This window comes from Arthrobacter sp. DMZ02-1R (genome assembly GCF_057747935.1).
In genome coordinates this window covers 2,691,330-2,709,470 of sequence record NZ_CM173230.1, presented here as the reverse complement: position 1 = coordinate 2,709,470, position 18,141 = coordinate 2,691,330, and the positions used below count along the sequence as shown (strand labels likewise).

Annotated in this window: 16 protein-coding genes; 3 read left to right on the top strand and 13 right to left on the bottom strand. The window is 65.9% G+C overall.

The annotated features are described in order from the left end of the window. Nucleotides 1–121 precede the first annotated feature (121 nt). The gene (locus AC3ANQ_RS13085; RefSeq protein WP_488301451.1) at nucleotides 122–1,633 is read right to left on the bottom strand and encodes a CYTH and CHAD domain-containing protein; all 1,512 of its coding nucleotides are present in this window, start codon (nucleotides 1,631–1,633) and stop codon (nucleotides 122–124) included. Between the two features lie 255 nt (nucleotides 1,634–1,888). On the opposite strand from AC3ANQ_RS13085, the gene AC3ANQ_RS13080 reads away from it, so the two are divergent. After that, nucleotides 1,889–2,053, top strand: a complete 165-nt coding sequence (locus AC3ANQ_RS13080) for a hypothetical protein (RefSeq protein ID WP_488301450.1) — start codon at nucleotides 1,889–1,891, stop codon at nucleotides 2,051–2,053. 269 nt (nucleotides 2,054–2,322) lie between these two features. Here AC3ANQ_RS13080 and AC3ANQ_RS13075 read toward each other — a convergent pair whose 3' ends face one another. From AC3ANQ_RS13075 to AC3ANQ_RS13060, 4 genes are all read right to left on the bottom strand, one after another. Next, complete coding sequence (locus AC3ANQ_RS13075) at nucleotides 2,323–3,075, bottom strand: SDR family oxidoreductase (protein ID WP_488301449.1); 753 nt, start codon at nucleotides 3,073–3,075, stop codon at nucleotides 2,323–2,325. A 104-nt stretch (nucleotides 3,076–3,179) separates the two neighbouring features. After that, on the bottom strand, nucleotides 3,180–3,878 hold the full coding sequence (locus AC3ANQ_RS13070; protein ID WP_488301448.1) for a TetR/AcrR family transcriptional regulator: 699 nt from the start codon (nucleotides 3,876–3,878) through the stop codon (nucleotides 3,180–3,182). 940 nt (nucleotides 3,879–4,818) lie between these two features. Further along, entirely contained in the window at nucleotides 4,819–5,217 is a 399-nt protein-coding gene (locus tag AC3ANQ_RS13065; RefSeq protein ID WP_488301447.1) for a LapA family protein, read from the bottom strand. A gap of 39 nt (nucleotides 5,218–5,256) precedes the next feature. Further along, nucleotides 5,257–6,345, bottom strand: a complete 1,089-nt coding sequence (locus AC3ANQ_RS13060; protein ID WP_488301446.1) for a fatty acid desaturase family protein — start codon at nucleotides 6,343–6,345, stop codon at nucleotides 5,257–5,259. 273 nt (nucleotides 6,346–6,618) lie between these two features. Between AC3ANQ_RS13060 and AC3ANQ_RS13055 the strand changes: the two genes are divergently transcribed. After that, nucleotides 6,619–6,831, top strand: coding sequence for a hypothetical protein (locus tag AC3ANQ_RS13055; RefSeq protein ID WP_488301445.1), 213 nt, complete (start codon nucleotides 6,619–6,621; stop codon nucleotides 6,829–6,831). 534 nt (nucleotides 6,832–7,365) lie between these two features. On the opposite strand, the gene AC3ANQ_RS13050 is transcribed toward AC3ANQ_RS13055, so the two are convergent. Continuing rightward, nucleotides 7,366–9,954 carry a fibronectin type III domain-containing protein gene (locus AC3ANQ_RS13050; protein WP_488301444.1) on the bottom strand — a complete coding sequence of 863 codons (2,589 nt, stop codon included), beginning with the start codon at nucleotides 9,952–9,954 and terminating at the stop codon, nucleotides 7,366–7,368. Between the two features lie 984 nt (nucleotides 9,955–10,938). Between AC3ANQ_RS13050 and AC3ANQ_RS13045 the strand changes: the two genes are divergently transcribed. Next, on the top strand, nucleotides 10,939–12,135 hold the full coding sequence (locus AC3ANQ_RS13045; protein WP_488301443.1) for an aminotransferase class V-fold PLP-dependent enzyme: 1,197 nt from the start codon (nucleotides 10,939–10,941) through the stop codon (nucleotides 12,133–12,135). A gap of 22 nt (nucleotides 12,136–12,157) precedes the next feature. Here the strand turns inward: AC3ANQ_RS13045 and egtD are convergent, their stop codons facing one another. The 7 genes from egtD to AC3ANQ_RS13010 all read right to left on the bottom strand — a co-directional run bounded on the left by egtD (nucleotide 12,158) and on the right by AC3ANQ_RS13010 (nucleotide 18,106). After that, entirely contained in the window at nucleotides 12,158–13,144 is a 987-nt protein-coding gene (egtD, locus tag AC3ANQ_RS13040; RefSeq protein ID WP_488301442.1) for an L-histidine N(alpha)-methyltransferase, read from the bottom strand. Beyond that, complete coding sequence (egtC, locus tag AC3ANQ_RS13035; protein WP_488301441.1) at nucleotides 13,141–13,905, bottom strand: ergothioneine biosynthesis protein EgtC; 765 nt, start codon at nucleotides 13,903–13,905, stop codon at nucleotides 13,141–13,143. The genes egtD and egtC overlap by 4 nt, the downstream gene beginning before the upstream one ends. 3 nt (nucleotides 13,906–13,908) lie before the next feature. Next, the gene (egtB, locus tag AC3ANQ_RS13030) at nucleotides 13,909–15,258 is read right to left on the bottom strand and encodes an ergothioneine biosynthesis protein EgtB (RefSeq protein ID WP_488301440.1); all 1,350 of its coding nucleotides are present in this window, start codon (nucleotides 15,256–15,258) and stop codon (nucleotides 13,909–13,911) included. Then, nucleotides 15,248–16,540, bottom strand: coding sequence for an ergothioneine biosynthesis glutamate--cysteine ligase EgtA (gene egtA, locus AC3ANQ_RS13025; protein WP_488301439.1), 1,293 nt, complete (start codon nucleotides 16,538–16,540; stop codon nucleotides 15,248–15,250). Before egtA ends, egtB begins: the two co-directional genes overlap by 11 nt. A gap of 162 nt (nucleotides 16,541–16,702) precedes the next feature. Further along, a complete protein-coding gene (locus AC3ANQ_RS13020) occupies nucleotides 16,703–16,843 on the bottom strand; it encodes a hypothetical protein (protein ID WP_488301438.1) in 141 nt (46 codons plus the stop codon). Nucleotides 16,844–16,916: 73 nt separating this feature from the next. Next, entirely contained in the window at nucleotides 16,917–17,144 is a 228-nt protein-coding gene (locus AC3ANQ_RS13015) for a hypothetical protein (protein WP_488301437.1), read from the bottom strand. Nucleotides 17,145–17,167: 23 nt separating this feature from the next. After that, on the bottom strand, nucleotides 17,168–18,106 hold the full coding sequence (locus AC3ANQ_RS13010; protein WP_488301436.1) for a quinone oxidoreductase family protein: 939 nt from the start codon (nucleotides 18,104–18,106) through the stop codon (nucleotides 17,168–17,170). Between the last annotated feature and the right edge of the window lie 35 nt (nucleotides 18,107–18,141).

Below are 18,141 nucleotides of genomic sequence, written 5' to 3'. Positions count from 1 at the left end.
TAACCCCGGATGCCCCGGATGCCAGGCACCCGAGGAGTCAGCCGGGCATGCCGGCAGCGGTGCGTTCGAAGCGGCCGCCGGCGTGCCGGCAGATCCGGGAGGAGCAAAACCGTCGGAGCATTTACTTCCTGTGCAGGGGTTTGGGCCGGAACTGTGCCCAGGCGAGGAGGAACTGTGCCCGGGAGTCGGATCCGCGCTGTTGTTCGATGGCGTGCAGGCGCCCGTAGCTGAAGCCGTTCGCTCCTTCGGAATGGGCCCTCGCGCCCAGGTCCCGGAGCACCTCGCGGGTGACCAGGCTGTCCTGGTGCTCGCCGAGGACCTGCTGGATGTGCTCCGCGGCCCGTGCCAGCCGGCGGGCCTGCTTCGCGTGGATCGCGGCCGCCGCCTCGGCCGCGTACCGGAGCCGTTTCGCGGACTTGCGTACCTCGTGGAGGGCGGCATCGGCAGCAGCCCCGTCCGGCGCGTCGTCGACGGCCTCGACGGCCCGTTTCAGGCGGGCACGGTCGGCGGCTACCCGGTCAGCGACGCACGTCCCGGCCGGGTTGCGGGCCAGGTCCGAAAGCGGCGGGTCGGTGACGAAGGAGTCGAGGGAATCGAGCAGCCGGAAGTACCTGTCGCTGTCAAGGGCTGCCAGTCCGGCCGCCCGCGCGTCGTGGGCTCTCGCGCCGAGGTGTTCCTCGATCCGCTGTTGGACCGGGCCCACGAGAAGCTCCGCCGGCTCGCTGCCGATCATGTCCCTGAGCCGCTGGAGGATGACCTCCGTGTCGCGGGCTGCGCCCACGGCGCCTGCCAGCCACTTCAGTTCTTCCCGCAGACTCCGGGCGATCGCGGGGTCGGTGAGTTTGCGGTAGGTGGCCAGTGCCGAGCGCATGCTGCGGGCGGCGACCCGAAGCTGGTGCACGGCGTCCGGCAGGTCTTCGCGCACGCCGGGATCATGTGTTTTCAGGGCCTGCACCATGGCGTGCATGTAGGCCAGAAGCACCGCCGAGGCCGGGCCCTTGCGCCTCGGTTTCGGCGGGGATGCGGGCTTGTCAGGGTAGGTGGCGCCCAGGGCACGTGCAAGCTTGTTGGGCAGCGCCGCCGGGTGCCCCGCCAGAAGCGTGTCTGCCGCCTCAAGCAGGTCACGGCGCCCGTGAACAAGTTCGATCTCCCACTCCCGCCAGCTGCTGGATTCGTCCCTGCCAAGGAGCGTGCGGGCGTCCACCCGGTCATCGCAGAATTCGGCCAGGACCGTGTTGGCCGGCCCGTGCAGGGACAGAACCGTGCGCCGTGTGCTCAGGCGTGCGACGGGGACCAGGGCGCGGTCGCGTGTGTGAACGAGCACGAGCCTCCGCAGGCGTTCCGGTGCGGTGTCGGGGTCGCTTCCCACCGGCTCGGTCACCTCGCGACGTTCACCAGCCCCGAGAGGCAGTTTCAGGTGCCAGCCGGCGCCGTCGCCGCCGCTGCGCCGCCGCAGCGTGATTCCGTGAGTGGCCAGCGCCAGATCCCCGGTATCAAAATAGACGGCATCCAGGTTTTGTTCTTCCGGTGACCCGACCCGGTCCACGCCGGCGAGCATGGCCAGTTCCGGCAACGGAACACCCTGCTCGACTTCGTACTTCCGTTCCACCTCTACGGTGTCTTGCCCGGTCATGATCAAGTTTAAGTCCGCGGACCTTGTCACAACCGGGCCAAGAGACCCGACTTTGACCCAACGGAACTTGAGATCAATCGCGAACGGATCACCGCCAAGGTCAGTCACCAAAACCCCGGGAAACGGGGCACTGGCCGTGCCGGGTGCGACGCGGAGCAAGAAAGTCAGCCGAACAATGCAAAAGAAGAAAATGCGGAATATCCGGAGGGCGAGGGCGGTGGGCCAGTGTAGCTGGCGTCCATCAGCCAAAGGCGGATGGAAAAGGCTCCGGTGGAATTCGCGGAAAACGCCGCCGACGCCGGTGCCTCCATCCTGTTCACGGCGCCTACCGCGTACCGCGCCATTCTGAAGGCCGGCCGCATCACCGAGTTTTTCGGGCTCGGTCCGAGCGCCCGCGGGGTCGAAACAACTCACAGCTGAGCGACACGCCAATGGACAACTACCCGCAGATCTAAAAATGGGCAGCCGCCGCCCATGCTGGCGAGTTTGACGGGATCGGCTGGAGGATGAGCGGGACAACGGAGTCCGCCGTTCCTGAGGCGGCGGATGCCCGAGCCTGCCCACAGCGTTCCCACGTACATCAGCACCACCGAGGCCGTGGAACCGATGCAGCCGACCCGGACAGTCGTCCTCCGCCAGCCGACTTTATCGGCCACTTAACCCAACGATGCGGGTGATCTCGAGGTTGGCTACGCGAGGCCGCCGTTGGTGAAGATGACCTGGCCGTTGACCCAGCGGGCGGGGCCGGCGAGGAACGCGACGGTCTCGGCGATGTCGTCTGGCTGGCCGAGTCGCTCCAGCGGGGCGGTCTTGGACAGGTTCGCGATGGTGGTCTCGTCCTTGCCGTCGAGGAAGAGGGCGGTGGCGGTCGGGCCGGGGGCGACCGCGTTGACGGTGATGTCCTTGCCTCGCAGCTCGCGGGCGAGGGTCAGCGTGATGCTCTCGACCGCGGCCTTACTCGCCACGTACGCGCCGTAAGTGGGGAACTGGGTACGGGTGACCGAGGTCGAGAAGTTGATGACCGCCCCACCCGAACGGACCCGGCGGGCGGCCTGCTGTGAGACCACGAAGGTGCCGCGGATGTTTGTGCGGTGCATCCGGTCGAGGTCGTCGAGGTTCAACGCCGCGATCGGCGCCAGGATCATGATGCCCGCCGTGTTCACGACAATGTCGATCCCGCCGAATTCTGCTTCCACCTTGTCGAAGGCGGCCGCCATGGCGTTCTCGTCGGCGACGTCCCCGCCGACGGCGATCGCGCGGCCTCCCGCGGCAAGGACCGCAGCGACGCTCTCGTCGGCCTTGGCCTTGTTGCCGGCGTAGTGCACGCCGACGGCGATCCCATCGCCCGCGAGCCGGTCGACGACGGCGCGGCCGATGCCGCCGGAGCCGCCGGTGACCAGGGCGACCCGAGGGGTGGGAGCGGTGTCGATGGTATTGGCCATGTTGAGTTCTCCTTCGTGTGAGTTTCTGTGGTGCGTGCCCGTTTCGGGCGCGCCGGATGACGTCCCCGCACACCGGGTGACGTTCAGTGGTGTCGCGGCGGTGATCAGCTGGGACGAGGTCGGGACTGGATGCGTTCCAGCCACTCGTCCAGCAGCCCTGCCTCGCGCTCGGTGAACAGATCGCCGGACGTCGCCGGGAGCGTGCTCCGCAGGGTTATAGCCGCGATGCGGCTGGACTCACCTGCATCCGAGGCCGGGGCGGCATCCGACACGAGCGCGCCGTGAACGATGTCGCGCACCATCGGCGACAACGTCGCGTCGGCGTACAGCTCGGGACGCAGGACCAGCGCGAGAGCGACACCGGTGTTCGCCGCCATCACCACCCGCGACGCGACCTCGGGATCGAGACGCAAGCGTCCCTGTGCGGCCAGCCGGTCGAGGACCTGACGCAGCAACCGCATCGCTTCGGTCGCGGACTCGGCCTGACCGACGGCCCCTGATCCGAACAGCAGCCGATAGGCGTTCGGATGAGCGATGGCGAACCTCGTGTGGCTGTCCCATCCCGAACGCAGATCCTCGAGCGGGTCCGCGGAGCGTTCCGCGGAGCGCTTCATGCCCAGGTACTCGTTCCACACATGATCGACGGTGGCCGCGAGTAGACCCTCCTTGTCGCCGAACAGCCGGTAGATCGCCGGCTGTTGCACTCCGGCCGTCTCGGCTACTGCGCGGGTCGAGATGTCACCGCTCGGCGACTGCGCCAAGAGATCCGCCGCCGCTTCGATTATCACTGATCTCGTGTTCATGTAATCAACGATAACGCCTATCGGGTATCGCTGCAACCTCCGATCCGATGCCGCTGATATCTCCCCTTACCTCGCCGAGATCGAATGCGAAACTGGAGTCTCGATCACCTCCCGGACCACGGCAAAAACCCCGCCGGTCGCGTTCCCTATGGACATGCGGGAACTGGTCGCGAAGAAGGCGACAAACCTAGGCTTCAGCTACATGGAAATAACATCGGGCGCAGGCCACGACGCCGGAGATATCGCCTCCATGTGCCCCGCGGGGACGGGGGCGTACATCGGTCGGTTTGGCCGTACTCGGCATATTTCCAAGACTTTCCAGTCTTTCCAAGGTGGCGTGTGCAATTCCATGCGCCGCGGGCCCGGGTCCAGATGACTTCAGGTCCCGCGTTGGGCTGCCGCCAACTCGGTCCGGTGACCCCGAGGGTTGGACTTGGCCTCCACCCTGCTGGCCGATGCTTGCAAAGGCAACGTCCTTTTGGACGTCACGGCTCAGCCGCCTTGTTGTTCGAGGGGCCTTCTGCATCGACCGCCCGCTTATACACCGCGCGTGTCAGTCGGATTCGGGCGGCGATAGCGGGAGCTCGGCTGGGCCGAGGAGCCGGAGTGCAACTTGGGGAGCGCTGAACGAAGTTTTGGATCGGGACCGGCGCGTGGCGCCCTGGTTGCGCGGAGGACCCGCCCAGCGACGATGGAGTATCTGAACGACAAACAGCCAAGCACTTCCGGTCCTTCATGGTCGCTTGGGAAGGATGAGGCATGACGTGATCCGTGCGGGCCGGTCTAATCGCTAGGGTCTGAATGGCGTTTTGCTTCGGGCGGGCAGGAGCATCATGCCAGACAAGCTCAACGTCCTTAATCCGGATGGCAGCGTCCTCGAGCCCAAGGCGACTCTCTTCTCGGCCGTGCGGCACCGTGCAGCACCCCCGGCGCTCCCTGGTTAGGTCTTGTTGTGGGTTCTTCGTATTTTGCGGGCGTTGGATCGCAGTTGGATGATCCTTGCCGCACCGGCCGCGGCCACGAGGATTCCTCCGGCCACGGCGGCGATGAACAGTGCCATGCCCAGGGAGACCGAGCCTCCCAGCCCGAGGAATAGAACCTGGACTGGTTGCTGGTTCTGCAGGATGAAGATGATTAGCAGTATCAGCGCGAGCAGGGCAACGATGACGGCGGCCCAAATGACGCCGGCGCGGGTTGTTCGGGGTTTTGGTGCAGCGGCAGCCCGGGGCGCCTCCTCGACTGGCTGCGAGGTGCCTGCCGTCCCAGGCGTGGTGTTGGTCGGCGCGGGACCTTGAGGCTGTTCTCCGGGCATTTGAGGCGTCGCTGGGTTCGACGTCATGATGGTTGACCCCTTTGGAGTTTGTTGTTCGGATCCTGCTCAGCGGGGCCGGTTGCTCTCCACGACGGGGCATTCGAACGGGCCGCCGGCAAACAGGCCGACTGTGTTGAGATACCGGATGACCACCGCGTAGGAGGTGACGAGGCTGGTCTCGGTATAGGGGATTCCCTGTTCCTGGCAGCACGAGCGGACCAGCGTGGCCGCGCGGTGCAGGTGTGGCCGCGGCATGTCCGGGAAGAGGTGGTGCTCGATCTGGCGGTTCAGTCCGCCCATCAACGCGTCCATGAGCCTGCCGCCGCTGATGTTGCGTCCGGTGAGCACCTGCCGGTGAAGGAAATCGGCCCGGCTGGAGGCGGCCAGGATCGGCATGCCTTTGTGGTTTGGTGCGAATGAGGCGCCCATGTAGAAGCCGAACACACCCACTTGGACCCCCAGGAACGCGAACGCCATACCCAACGGCAGCAGCCAGAACACCAGGGCCGGGACCACGAGCAGACGCAGCACCACGATTGGTATTTCCACCCAGCGATGGTCCACTTTTCCGCGGCGGAACAGGTACTTCAACGAATCAACGTGAAGGCTCAGGCCCAGGAAGAACAAAAGCGGCAACAGCAGCCATCCCTGCTTGCGCGTGACCGTGACCATGAGCCCGCGCCGGGATGCCGCGGCTTGCGGATGGAAGGCGATCGCCCCGGTGTGGATATCGGGATCCTTATCGATCACATTCGGGTAGTTGTGGTGACGGGTATGCTTTTGCGCCCACATGGCGTAACTGATCCCCACCAGACCGGTGCCGATCAACCGGGCGGACCATTCATTAATCCGCTGGGAGGCGAAGATCTGGCGGTGCGCAGCCTCGTGGGCCAGGAAGCTGAACTGGGTAAGGACCACACCCATGCCGGCGGCGACCAGTAACTGGAACCAGGTGTCCTGAAGGAGGATGAACCCTGTCCACGTGCCTGCCCATGCCGCCATCAGGATGGTGAAGAGCACGATGTAGAAACCGCGACGTCGGCGCAGGAGACCTGCTTCCCGTACCTGTTTCAAGAGGATGACGTAGCTGTTGACCACTTGGTTCGGGGACCGGCGCTGCTGCGGACCTTCAGCGGGAGACGGTGTTGTGTCCATGATGCCTCGAACCATTCACGGGCGAGTGCGGCACTCTACTTCGGCACTTCAAACCCTAGCCTTCAGCATACGCCAACACGATTGCGACGGCTCATCGCGAGGATGGCCGCTTTGGGTGGCGCCGTCGTCGTCGGCCCGCCGCAACTAGTCTCATCTGGGGGAAGAGTTTCGAAAACTGCGTCTCAGACCAATAAACCGGAAGGAGCCCGAGCCTCCTCGAATACCCGTGGCGCCACTATAATTTGGTTCATACCCCGCAGCGGGAGATGGGCGATGGTACGCGGATTTGGCAGGCGCAAAATGGGCAGGCGCGGAATTGGTCTGTTTGGGATCATTTATCTGGCCGTCGGGGTGCTGGTCGCCGGTACCCACGGCTATCTCGTGGCATGGAACATTCCCGGCAACATTCTGGAAGGCCTGGTGGCGATTGTGCTCTGGCCTCTAGTGGCCCTCTTCGGGGTCGACTTCCATGCCTTGATCGCATAAGTCCTGCGGCTATCGGGGTACCGTGCGGGGTGTCGGTAGTACACATCGCTTTGCCGTTTTGGCAATAGGCTCTGCAGCGTCTTGGAGCGGTGACGATGAAGCGCGATCTGCGGCCGGCCCCGGATGACCCGGCAACAGATCGGGTTACCTGTAAGTCGTCGCCGTGCCTCGCCGGGGCGCCTGGATGGTCTGTTGGTTTGCGGAAGAGACTATCCTCGCCGTTGGTTCTGCAGTCTCCTTCGGCGTACTGGCCGATCTCCGAGGTGGCAGTGCGTCCCGGAACCGTTCCCGGATCGTAGGGCATTTGCCCCGGGACGGAGGCGCCTTCACCCTTCAAGCTGAAGTCAGATTTTTGTTCAGCTGAGCGCTGAGGTCTATACACGAGAAGGATTAGGGCCGGATGCAGTTGCTTTTCGACGGACCGATCCAGCAGGATGACAGGCCCGGATCGAGCGGCGACCTTCCCCCTAGTGCTCCGGTGATTGCGGAGGTCATGACCCTTCTGTCGCGGCGGGCGGTTCAGACCCCGGACGTTCACCCGTTGGTGAGGGTGACGTCGTCGAGGTACATCCAGGTGTCGTCCGCCGGGGTGGAGCCGTCGAGGTGGACGTTGAACCAGAGGGTGATGGTCTGGCCTTTGTACGCGGAGAGGTCGGCGGTGAACTGGGTCCAGGTGCCGTTGTCGTTGCAGAGTTTGAGCAGGCTGGCCAGGACCGTGCCGTTCGTGGAGCGGACTTGGGCTTCCATCCAGTCGTACGGGCAGGCGTTGCCGGTGCAGGGGTCTTCCGCGCTGTGGGGCTGGTACCAGAAGGACAGCGTGGTGGTTCCGGTGGCGGGGACGGTGATGGTCTGGGACAGGCTGCTGTCACCCAGAGGCTCGGCCCCCGAAGCCGCGCCCAGGAGCGCCGAGCCGGTGCCGGTGTGGGCGGTGGTGGAGGCCACGGGTGCCCTGACGCCGCCGGTGATCCAGGAGGTCAGCCCGGATTCGAAGCCGCCGTTGGCGATGCCTGACGTGGTTGTTGCGGTGGGGGTGACCGGTGCCGACGCCGCCGACGCCGGGGAGGTGCCGATTGCGTTGGTGGCGGTGACGGTGAAGGTGTAGGCGGTGCCGTTGCTCAGTCCCGTCACGTTGGTGCTGGTCGCCGGCGGGTTTCCGGTGACGGTGACCGGCGCCAGGGTGGTGGCACCGGCGTGCGGGGTGACCGCGTAGGAGGTGATCGGAGAGCCGCCGTTGGCCGGGGCGGTCCAGGACACGGTGGCGGAGGCGTTCCCCGCCGTCGCGCTCACCCCGGCGGGGGCCGCAGGCGCCGTCGCCGCCGCTGTCGGGGTGACCGGGGCCGAAGCCGCCGACGCCGGGGAGGTGCCGATCGCGTTGGCGGCCGTGACCGTGAACGTGTAGGCGGTGCCGTTGCTCAGGCCCGTGACAGTCGCCGTCGTCGCCGGCGGGTTACCGGACACCGTCACCGGCGCCAGGGTGGTGGTGCCGGCGTGCGGGGTGACCGCGTAGGAGGTGATCGGAGAACCGCCGTTGGCCGGGGCGGTCCAGGACACCGTTGCGGAGGCGTTGCCCGCCGTCGCGCTCACCCCGGCGGGTGCGGCAGGCGCCGTCGGGGTTGTTTGGCTGTTGCTGAGGTTGACGTCGTCGAGGTACATCCAGGTGTCGTCCGCCGGGCTGGACCCGTCCAGGTGGACGTTGAACCAGAGCACGATGGTCTGCCCGTTGTAGGCGGAGAGGTCGGCGCTGAGCTGGGTCCAGGCACCGGAGTTGCTGCTGAGTTTGAAGAGGCTGGCCAGGGTGGCGCCGCTGGTGTTCCGGACCTGGGCTTCCATCCAGTCGTACCGGCACGTGGTGCCGCTGCAGGTGTCATCGTTCGTGTGGGGCTGGTACCAGAAGGACAGCGTGGACGTCCCCGCGGCAGGCACGGTGATGGTCTGGGACAAAGAGCTGTCGCCCAGCGGCTCTGCCCCGGACGCCAGGCCCAGAAGCGCCGAGCCGGTGCCGGTGTGGGCGACGGTGGAGGCCACGGGTGCTTTGACTCCGCCGGTGGACCAGGACGTGAGTCCGGATTCGAAGCCGCCGTTCGCGATGGTCGACGCAGTCGTTCCTGTCGGAGTCACCGCTGCCGACGCGGCCGACGCCGGCGACGTGCCGACAGCGTTCGTGGCCGTCACCGTGAACGTGTACGCCGTGCCGTTCGTCAGGCCAGTGACGGTCGCCGTCGTCGCCGGCGGATTCCCGGACACGGTGACCGTGGCCAGGGTAGTGGTGCCCGCATGCGGAGTCACGGCGTACGAGGTGATCGGAGAACCGCCGTTAGCCGGCGCCGTCCACGACACCACCGCGGACGCGTTCCCCGCCGTCGCGCTCACCCCCGTGGGAGCCGCAGGCGCCGTCGCCGTTGCTGCCACGGTGATCGTGAGGGGCGGGGTGACCGCGTCGGGGCTGACCCCGTTGGTCGCGGTGACCGCGAACGTTGCTGTGCCGGCCGTGGTGGGTGTGCCGGAGAGGATCCCGGTGGTGGTGTCCAGGCCCAGCCCGGCGGGCAGGGCACCGGAGGACACTGCAAAGGTCGGGGCCGGGTTGCCGGTCGCGGCGAAGGTGTAGCTATATGCGGCACCGGCGGTCGCGGTGGCCGGGGGCGTGGCCGCGGTGAACACCGGGGGTGCCGGTATGCCGGCAGCCACAGTCTTCAGGATAATGTCATCGGCGATCATATCGCCATCCTGAGTCACATGCTCTGCTCCCAACTGGAGGACATTCATCGAAGTATTTGAACCGAGATCTATAAATCCGGTCGTGCTGTTGGAGCGGTCAAAGAGTTTTGTGCCGTCCTGCCATACCTGCACCTGGCTTTGCGCACCGTTGACTACCAGGTGAATTTTCAGGGCAAACTTTTGGCCGACGGCTACGTTGCCCACGCCCACGATGGTGAAGCTGGATCCGGTAGCCCACCTTACGAACAGGCTGCCCGATCCGTTTTGACGCGATACGTCAAACAGGCGGTTGCTGCCGTTGAAGAAGCGCAAGGTGGGAACGTTACTGTTCGAAGCGTTGCCTTCGCGCGTGATGTCAAACCAGCCGCTGGCCCAAACTTCGCTGGCCGAAGCCGGCAAATTTTTCACCACGTTAGCCTCGGAGCCGCTGTTCCCCGTCACATGTATTTGTGCGGCGCAGGCGGGGGAGTTGTAAATTGCCGATTGCACCGTAGCCGTGGCGTCGCCCAACTGGGTGACAGTCGTCCATTTACTGAAATCATCGGTTTCAAAGTTGTCGGCCAGAACGACTGTGCCGGGGTCAGCGTTAGTGGGAGCCGGAGCGGTCGGGTTGCAGGGGGACGTACTGGCCTGAACGCTGCCTCCCGAACCAAAGCTTGCATAAATCACTAAAGCGGCCATTACAAGCGAGGCCGCCAGAGCCGGGTGGCGCCCTCTTCCTGCCGAATTTCCCTTATGCCCCGTATTTGCCATGGGAGTGTCCCTTATGAGGTGGTATCGGTGCAGGTGCTATACCTGCGAACTGTGCGGTACGGGCCACTCCAACGGGCCTCGGAGGACTGGGTTCCTCAGAGGGCTGGCACTGGTACGCCTGTGCGCGAGGTGCCGGGTTGCCCGGACCTTGAGGCTGCCGCTGACCAGTCAGAGGGCAAGCCCAAGGACCACCGCCGGCATTAGTGACTTCACCGGTCATCCTCACCCGCATCATGACCTCCTGTGGATGGATCGGGCCGTTCATGGTCAGTACCTCGTTGGCCGCGCGATCGAAAGCTGTCCTCGTATCATTTGGGCCCACCTCACAACGGCCGGCCGAGATAGCAGCCCGATCCGGAGCTTAAGTGCCGGCCAGCGGCCGGGGCGAGAGTGGGCGGCACCTGTTTTTTGGCGGGAATACTCGCATTTCCTGGGTTCCGGAGCACTCCCATCCGACCGGACTTCGTTTAGCCGCTCTGACGATTGGTTGGTCCTGTGGGCTGTGCCGGCCCGGCAGGTGTTCCGCGGTTGGGAACACCGCCGTGTCACCCCGGATTCAGCGATGATGGCAATCTTGGCCGGGCTTCCTGCGGCAGGAGGTGCGACAACATCCTGACTCAGTTGGGGCAGGATGTGGTTATGTCTATTGATGTCGAAGCGGTGCGCAGGCAGACTCGGGGCGTTCCCGGCGTGACTCATTTTAACAATGCGGGGAGTTCACTGGCCCCCGGCCCTGTGATGGACACAGTGGTGAGTCATTTACGCCGCGAGGAAGAGATCGGCGGCTATGAGGCGGCGGAGGAGGCTTCTGATCGGCTGGAGGGTGTGTACTCCTCGGTGGCGCGGCTGATCGGGGCGGGGCCGAACGAGATAGCACTGGCTGAAAGCGGCAGCCGTGCCTGGGCGGGGGCGGTCTACAGTTTCCCCTTCGTCCCCGGGACGCGGGTGCTGATCGGACGCTCCGAGTATGCCGGCAATGTCATTGCGTTGCGGCAGCTTGCCCGTCGCAACAATCTGCAGATAGTGGTGCTTGAGGACGATTCCTACGGGCAGGTGGACTTGGAAGTCCTGCAGCGGGAGCTTGAGCGCGGAAATGTGGCCATGGTTGCCCTGGCACATGTGCCCATGGCCAACGGTCTAGTGAATCCGGCTGCTGAGGTGGGCAGACGCTGCCGCGCCGCGGGGGTGATGTTTGTGCTCGACGCGTGTCAATCGGTGGGGCAGATGCCGTTGGATGTGCAGTCATTGGGCTGCGACGTGTTGGCGGGTACGGGGCGGAAGTTCCTACGCGGACCGCGCGGAACGGCGTTCCTTTATGTGCGCGCCTCGGTCCTGGAAAGGCTGGAGCCTGCCATGTTGGACGGGCATTCCGCTGTTGCGGCTGGCGCTGGGGGCTTTGAAGTTCGCGGCGATGCCCGGCGTTTCGAGAGCTGGGAGACGAGTGCTGCCGGACGGCTGGGACTGGGGAGGGCGGCCGAGTATGCCCTGGCCCTGGGTCTGGACGCTGTGCAGGAGCGTGTCGTCGGGCTTGCGGAGAAGCTGAGGGCCGAACTGTCGGCGGTTTCCGGGGTCTCCGTCCACGACCGCGGGATCACCCGGTGCGGCATCGTCACCTTCTCGGTGAAGGGACGCGACGCCCGGAACATCAGGGCCCGGCTGGCGGAGCACCGGATCAATGTCTCCGTGGCCCCCGTTTCCGTCATTGCCGACTCCCTCCCCACGGGGATGCGGCCGGGGGAGGGCCTGGTGGTGCGGGCCTCGGTGCACTACTACAACACCGAGGCCGAGATCCAGCGGCTGGTCGGCCTCGTTTGGTACCTCTTCGCGGGTACCTGACGGTGTCGGTTCACCGGCCAGCCTAGATGGCTTCGGCCAGGGTCATGGCGTAGCGGTTCTGCCGGTCGGTCCACTGACCGACGGCGGTGAACCCGGCTGCTTCCATCTCTTGGACCACGCCCCGAAGGCGGAACTTGGCCGAAATCTCCGTTCGCAGTTCCTCCCCCTCGTGGAAGTGGACGTCCATGTCCACCCCTGGCAGACGGACCAGCATTGGTCTGCTGGCGCGCAGCCGCATCTCGATCCACTCCTCCTGAGGCATCCACACCGCCACGTGCTCGAAGGCCATCACGTCGAAATCGGCACCCAGTTCGGTGTTCAGCACTCGTAGCACGTTCCGGTTGAAGTCGGCGGTGACTCCTTCGGCGTCGGCGTACGCGGGAACCAGGACGTGGGGTGACTTCACCAGATCCGTGCCGAGCAGCAGGGAACCGCCGTCGTCGCCGAGCAGTCCGCGGACGTCGGTGAGGAAGCGGGCCCTGGCCTCCGGCTCAAAATTTCCGATGGTGCCGCCCAGGAACGCGACCATGCGGCGTCCGGCCCGGGGCAGCAGGTGCAGTTGGGTCTCGAAGTCCGCGGCCACGGCTTGCAGTTCAAGGTCGGGAAACGCAGGAGCCAGTTCGTTCCGGGCATCCAGCAGTGCGCTGTCGCTGACATCCACGGCAACGTAACGGCGAAGGGATCCGGCCTTCGCCAGGGCGTTGAGCAGCAGCGGGGTCTTCCGCGAAGACCCGGAGCCGAGCTCGATCAGCGTCTCTGCCGGGCTCACTGCCGCCATCTCTGCCGAGTAGAGCTCCAGCACTTCGCGTTCGGCCCGTGTCGGGTAGTACTCCGGCAGTTCGGTGATTCGCTCAAACAGTTCGCTGCCGAGCTTGTCATAGAACCACTTGGGCGGCAGTGTTTTCGGCGAGGCGGTGAGCCCGGCGCGAACATCGGCGCGCAGGCTGCGCCCCAGATGGTCCGGGGGCAGGTGGTGGATGATGTCGGAGCGGTCGGTGGAGAGGCTCATGGGGCCACCTGTTCCTTCGTGAGGTTCGGAATCGGACGTACGTCGACGTGGCCGGCGGTGGCGGTCAGAAGGCAGTTCTCCGGCACCTCATGCCAGCCGGGGCCGTCGTCGAAGGGTTCGCTGGCCACCACGACACTTCCGGGGCCCGTTCTCCAGAAAAGGGTGTCCCCGGCGGCCGTCGCTGCGATGTGCGTGCCGTCGGTGAGCAGAAAATTCAGCCGGGCCCCGGTGGCTGCTGCCACATTGCTGACGACGTGCGTCAGCGCTTCCCCGGCGGTGTCCCCGTCATCGAGCTGTTCCAGGACGAGTGCCCAGAGCAGGGCGGAGTCGACTTGGGCTTCGAGTGCCAGCAGACGGGCGGTCGGAAGCGACGCGGCCAGGACTTCCAACGCGCCCGGCCAGCCTTCGATGCGTCCGTTGTGGCTGAATAGCCAGGGTCCGTGCGCATACGGGGCAACAGCTGACTCCTCTTGTGTCATCCCTGGTGTCGCGGACCGGACGGCCGCGAGAACGGCCCGGCTGGAGGTAACCCTGGCGACGTCGGCGAAGGACCTGTCCGCCCAGATCGGCATGGCGCGGCGGTAACGGGCTGGCAAAGGATCGCCCGGGGCGTACCATCCTACGCCGAAACCATCGGCGTTCACGGTCCCGTGCCGCTGATGCCTGGGCGCCCAGGACTGCGTCAACAGCCCATGGCCGGGGGTGAGCAGCAGCTCCGCCAGTGAAATCGGGGATCCGATGTAGGCAAGGTGGCGGCACACGGGCTAACGCACCTCGTCCATTGCGGCGTCACGGGCTGTGCGGAACCCGGAAAAGATCTGCCGCCGGATCGGGTAGTCCCAGTTCCGGAATGTCCCACGGCACGCGGCCGGGTCCACAGCCCAGGACCCCCCGCGCAGCACTTTGTAGTCAGAGCCGAAAAACACTTCACTGTATTCCTGATACGGGAAGGCGTTGAATCCGGGGTACCCGCGGAAGTCACTGGAGACCCATTCCCAGACATCACCGATGAGCTGGCGCACGCCCAGCGGTGAGGCTCCGCCCGGATAGGAACCGGCGGGGGAGGGCCGAAGGGCCGATCCGCCAAGGTTCGCGTGATGGGGTGAAGGATCTTCGTCGCCCCAGGGGTAGCGGCGCGAACGCCCCGACTGGGGATCATGACGCGCAGCTTTTTCCCACTCAGCCTCGGTCGGAAGCCGGCGCCCCGCCCAGCGGGCGTACGCGTCCGCTTCAAACCAGCACACGTGCTGCACCGGCTCGTCCTCCGGCACCGGTTCAACGACGCCGAACCTGGTCCTGATCCACTGGTCACCGTCGCGTTCCCAGTATTTGGGGGCCACCAACCCGGCTTCCTTGACGTGGTTCCATCCTTGGGCCGTCCACCAGCGAGGGTTCCGGTAGCCGCCGTCGTCGATGAAGGACCGGAAAGCGCCGTTGGTCACCGGAACGGTGTCGATCCAGTAGCCCGGCAGGTGGACTTCATGGGCGGGGCGTTCGTTGTCCAAGGCCCACGGCTCCACCGAGGTCCCCATCATGAACGGCCCGGCAGGAATCAGCACTTCTTTCGTGAGCGAGCGCCGGTCCGGGGGCAGGACGTCGGCCGGCAAGGTCCGGGCCTGCAGGACCGGCGCGCCGACGCGGAGCTGGTGCGTGGCCAGCATCGTCTCGTCGTGCTGTTGCTCGTGCTGGATGATCATGCCGAATGCGAAGCCCCGATCCAGCAGCGGCGGGCCTTCCAAAGGGGTCCGGTCCAGGATGTCCAGCGCTTTGGCTCGCACTTGGGCGAGGTACTTCCGGGACTCCTCGGGCGAGAGCAGCGGTAGCGAAGGGCGAGCGCTGCGCGGGTGCTCGAACGCGTCGTACATCTGGTCGATGTCGCACCGCACTGGCTCCATTTTGCCGACGTCGCGAACCAGCCAGATTTCCTCTTGGCTGCCCACATGCGCCAGATCCCAGACCAACGGTGACATCAGCGGTGAATGCTGCTTCAGCAGGTCTTCCTCGTCGCAGGCCGTCAACGCGTGTGTCCGTTTCCGGGCCCTTTCCAGCCCGTCGGCGATGAAAGCCCTGAGAGTTTCCGGACCCGTATCGGATCCGGGAAAGTTACCTGGCATTTTCGGGACCCTTCTCACATTCTGCCGAACCAAAAAAGCTGTCGGTTCTTTGCCACCGGTCCATCCGGTCGTCCGCAGGGCATAGGCCCCGCGCCGTATAGCGGTCAACGAAGTCTTCCGCCCGGCTTCTCGCGGCGGCGTCAGCTCCCAATCGGGGCAATGCCATCAGAGCGGCCTCGGCGCAGCCGAGGGCTGCCGAGGCGAGCACGGGATCCGCCAGCGCGTCACGGGCGGCCGTCCTGATCGGATCGGTCAGGGAAGCAAGCGGGGCGCAGGCCTCTTCGGCGAGGTCGGCTGCGCGTTCATCGTCCATGAGCGCGGTCACTATGGCCGTGACCGTCTCCCATTCGCTGCCTGCCTGTGCGTCGATCACCCGGATCTCCAGGAACCCCCGTGGCCGGACAGGCGGGAACAGGGTTGTCAGGTGGTATCTCAGGTCATCCAGCGTCGCGGGCCGGGGGCCTTCCCCGCGCAGCCAGTTGCGCATCGTCAGCCCGCGCGGGGCTTTCCAGGAAGCCGTCTCCGAGGGAATGCAGAGCACAAGTGCGTCCAGCGCGTAGCGTGCCCAGGCCAGTCGGGGGTCCGCGGCGCGGGGGACCACGGCGGTCCGGGTCGGGTCCGTGGCCAGCCAGATGCGCTGACGGTTGCTGCGCCAGCCACTGGGGACGCCGTGAAGGAACGGGGAATTGGCGAACATGGCAACGAGAACCGGCAGGAGATTGTGCAGGCGAATCCAGCGTTGGGTTGCACCGGTGGAGCCGGGGCCGTCGAATCCGGCGTCCAGGGAAACCTGCAGGGAAGCCGTGGAACACATCATCGTTCGCCCGGCAGGGCCAAAGCGGTCGAAATGCTGCTCCATGGCGGCGTACCGTGGATGATCCAGTGACCGCACAGGAGGCCTACCGGGGTCCAACGCCACCGCGCCGAAGCGAAGGCCCGCCTCCGTCAGCAGACCCTCAACGGCGGCAAGGTCTGCGCGGGTCGCGGTGATGAGAGCCGGAAGATCAGCCGCGCAGGCGGAGCTGATTTCCAGCTGACCGCCCGGCTCAAAGGTGATCACCCCTCCGCCAGGCAACGGTTCCTCCGACGCCGTCATGGCGCCCCTGACCCGCGCAACCGGCACGGGGAGCCGCGGGTCCGCAACATCGTGGACCAGGTGCTCGACCTCCACCCCCGCAGCACCCGGCGGCCCGGTCTTGAAGCACACCGAGGCAACATACACCTCGGCATCGGACTCGGAGAGCGGACCCATGTCACGCCCGGGCTGCAAAACAGAAATCATGCAGCACCACTCCTTCCACGGCGGCTAGCTTAGCGGCAAGCTAAACAGCCCCCTTTCAGCTCTGTCAACGGCCAAACCAAACTGCAGGCGCGTCCACGAGCTGCACGGAACAGTCTCTGGAGGGTCCGCGCCGTGCTCAGTATTGGGGCTAATGTGCGAGGGTCAGCTGAATGTCAGGCCGGCCCAGGCAGTGGCGACGGGCGTGATGCCACCAAATACGGCCCTGAACTCTTCCTCAAGCAGAGCCCTCATAGACAGTTCGTCGGTTTCTTCCTTGGCATCCTCAATGCGTGAATCGGACATCGTCGCCTCCTTGATAAATGCATGTACAACGGAGCATCGATGCGTCCGCCGGACATGCGGTATGTACCGGCTCTCATGCAGAAGGGTAGAGGGCTAATTCGGAGATGGTCCCGTGTGGAACGTCGTGGGAGAGCTCCACAGTGAACGTCTGGTGGCCATGTCGGGTCACCAGTACTCCGCACCCGGGCTCCTTGAGAGCTTCCCGGATCGCGCCTTCGACGGCTCGGTCGAGCTTGTTCTCGAGCTCCTTGCGATGGGTGATCCTGACCTCTACGGCGTAGCGCATCTTCTGGTCAATCATTGTGTTCATCCTTCTGACCGGAGTTAGGGGGTTAAGACGAGCTTGCGGGGGGCGCCCTGCTGCTGCAGCTCCCAAGCTTGCTGGCAGTCCGAGAGCGGGAGCGGCGTCGTGTCCACGGTCAGGGCGCCGGTGGCTGCGAGCTCGGTTAGTTTCAGGTAGGCGTCGCGGCGGACTTGGACCGGCGGGTCGACGTGGGCGAACCCGAGGAGCTCCAGGCGTGCTCCGCGGACGATGTGGGCGGGCAGCTGGATGGTTGCCGCGGCGGATTGGCCGATCTGGATGTGACGGGCGCCCCGCGCGGCGACGTGCATGGCGGCCAGGGCGGGGTCGCCCCAGACCGGGTCGATGATGACGTCGAACCCGTGCTCACCAGCTGCGTCGCGGAAGGCGCCCACCAGGTCCGTGTCCGGTGTGATCGTCACTGTGGCGTCGGCGCCGTTCTCGCGGGAGCGGGCTAGCCGGTCGGGATCCCGGTCGGCGGCGACCACCTTGGCCGCGCCGAGGGCTTTGGCGAGCTGGACGGCGACTGATCCGAGAGCCCCGGTCGCGCCGAGCACCAACACGTTCTGGCCGGGCTGAAGGTCCGCGCGCCACGTGAGGGCGAGCCAAGCGGCCAGTCCGGTGTTGCCGAGCGCGGCCGCGGTGATGTCGTCGACGCTGTCGGCGAGGTCGAGCAGATCCTGCTCGGCGACGAGCGTGCGCTCGGCCCAGGCGCCGTGGGGCGCCACCGGTGAGGTGAAGAAGACCCGACGGCCGGCGGCGGTCCGGCCTACGCCATCGGCCCCGACCACGTACGGCAGAGTGCCCGGGTCGCCATAGGCGCCGGATGCCTTGGCCAGGTCGAGATGGTGGACACCGGCCGCGGTGACGTCGACGACGACGTGTCCGGTGCCGGGCCGGGGATCGGGAAAATCTGCGTAAACGGGCTTGGTTCCGGTCTGGGTCAGAACGGCTGCTTTCATGGTGTGCTCCTTCGTGTCTTGCTTGGGGCATGGGC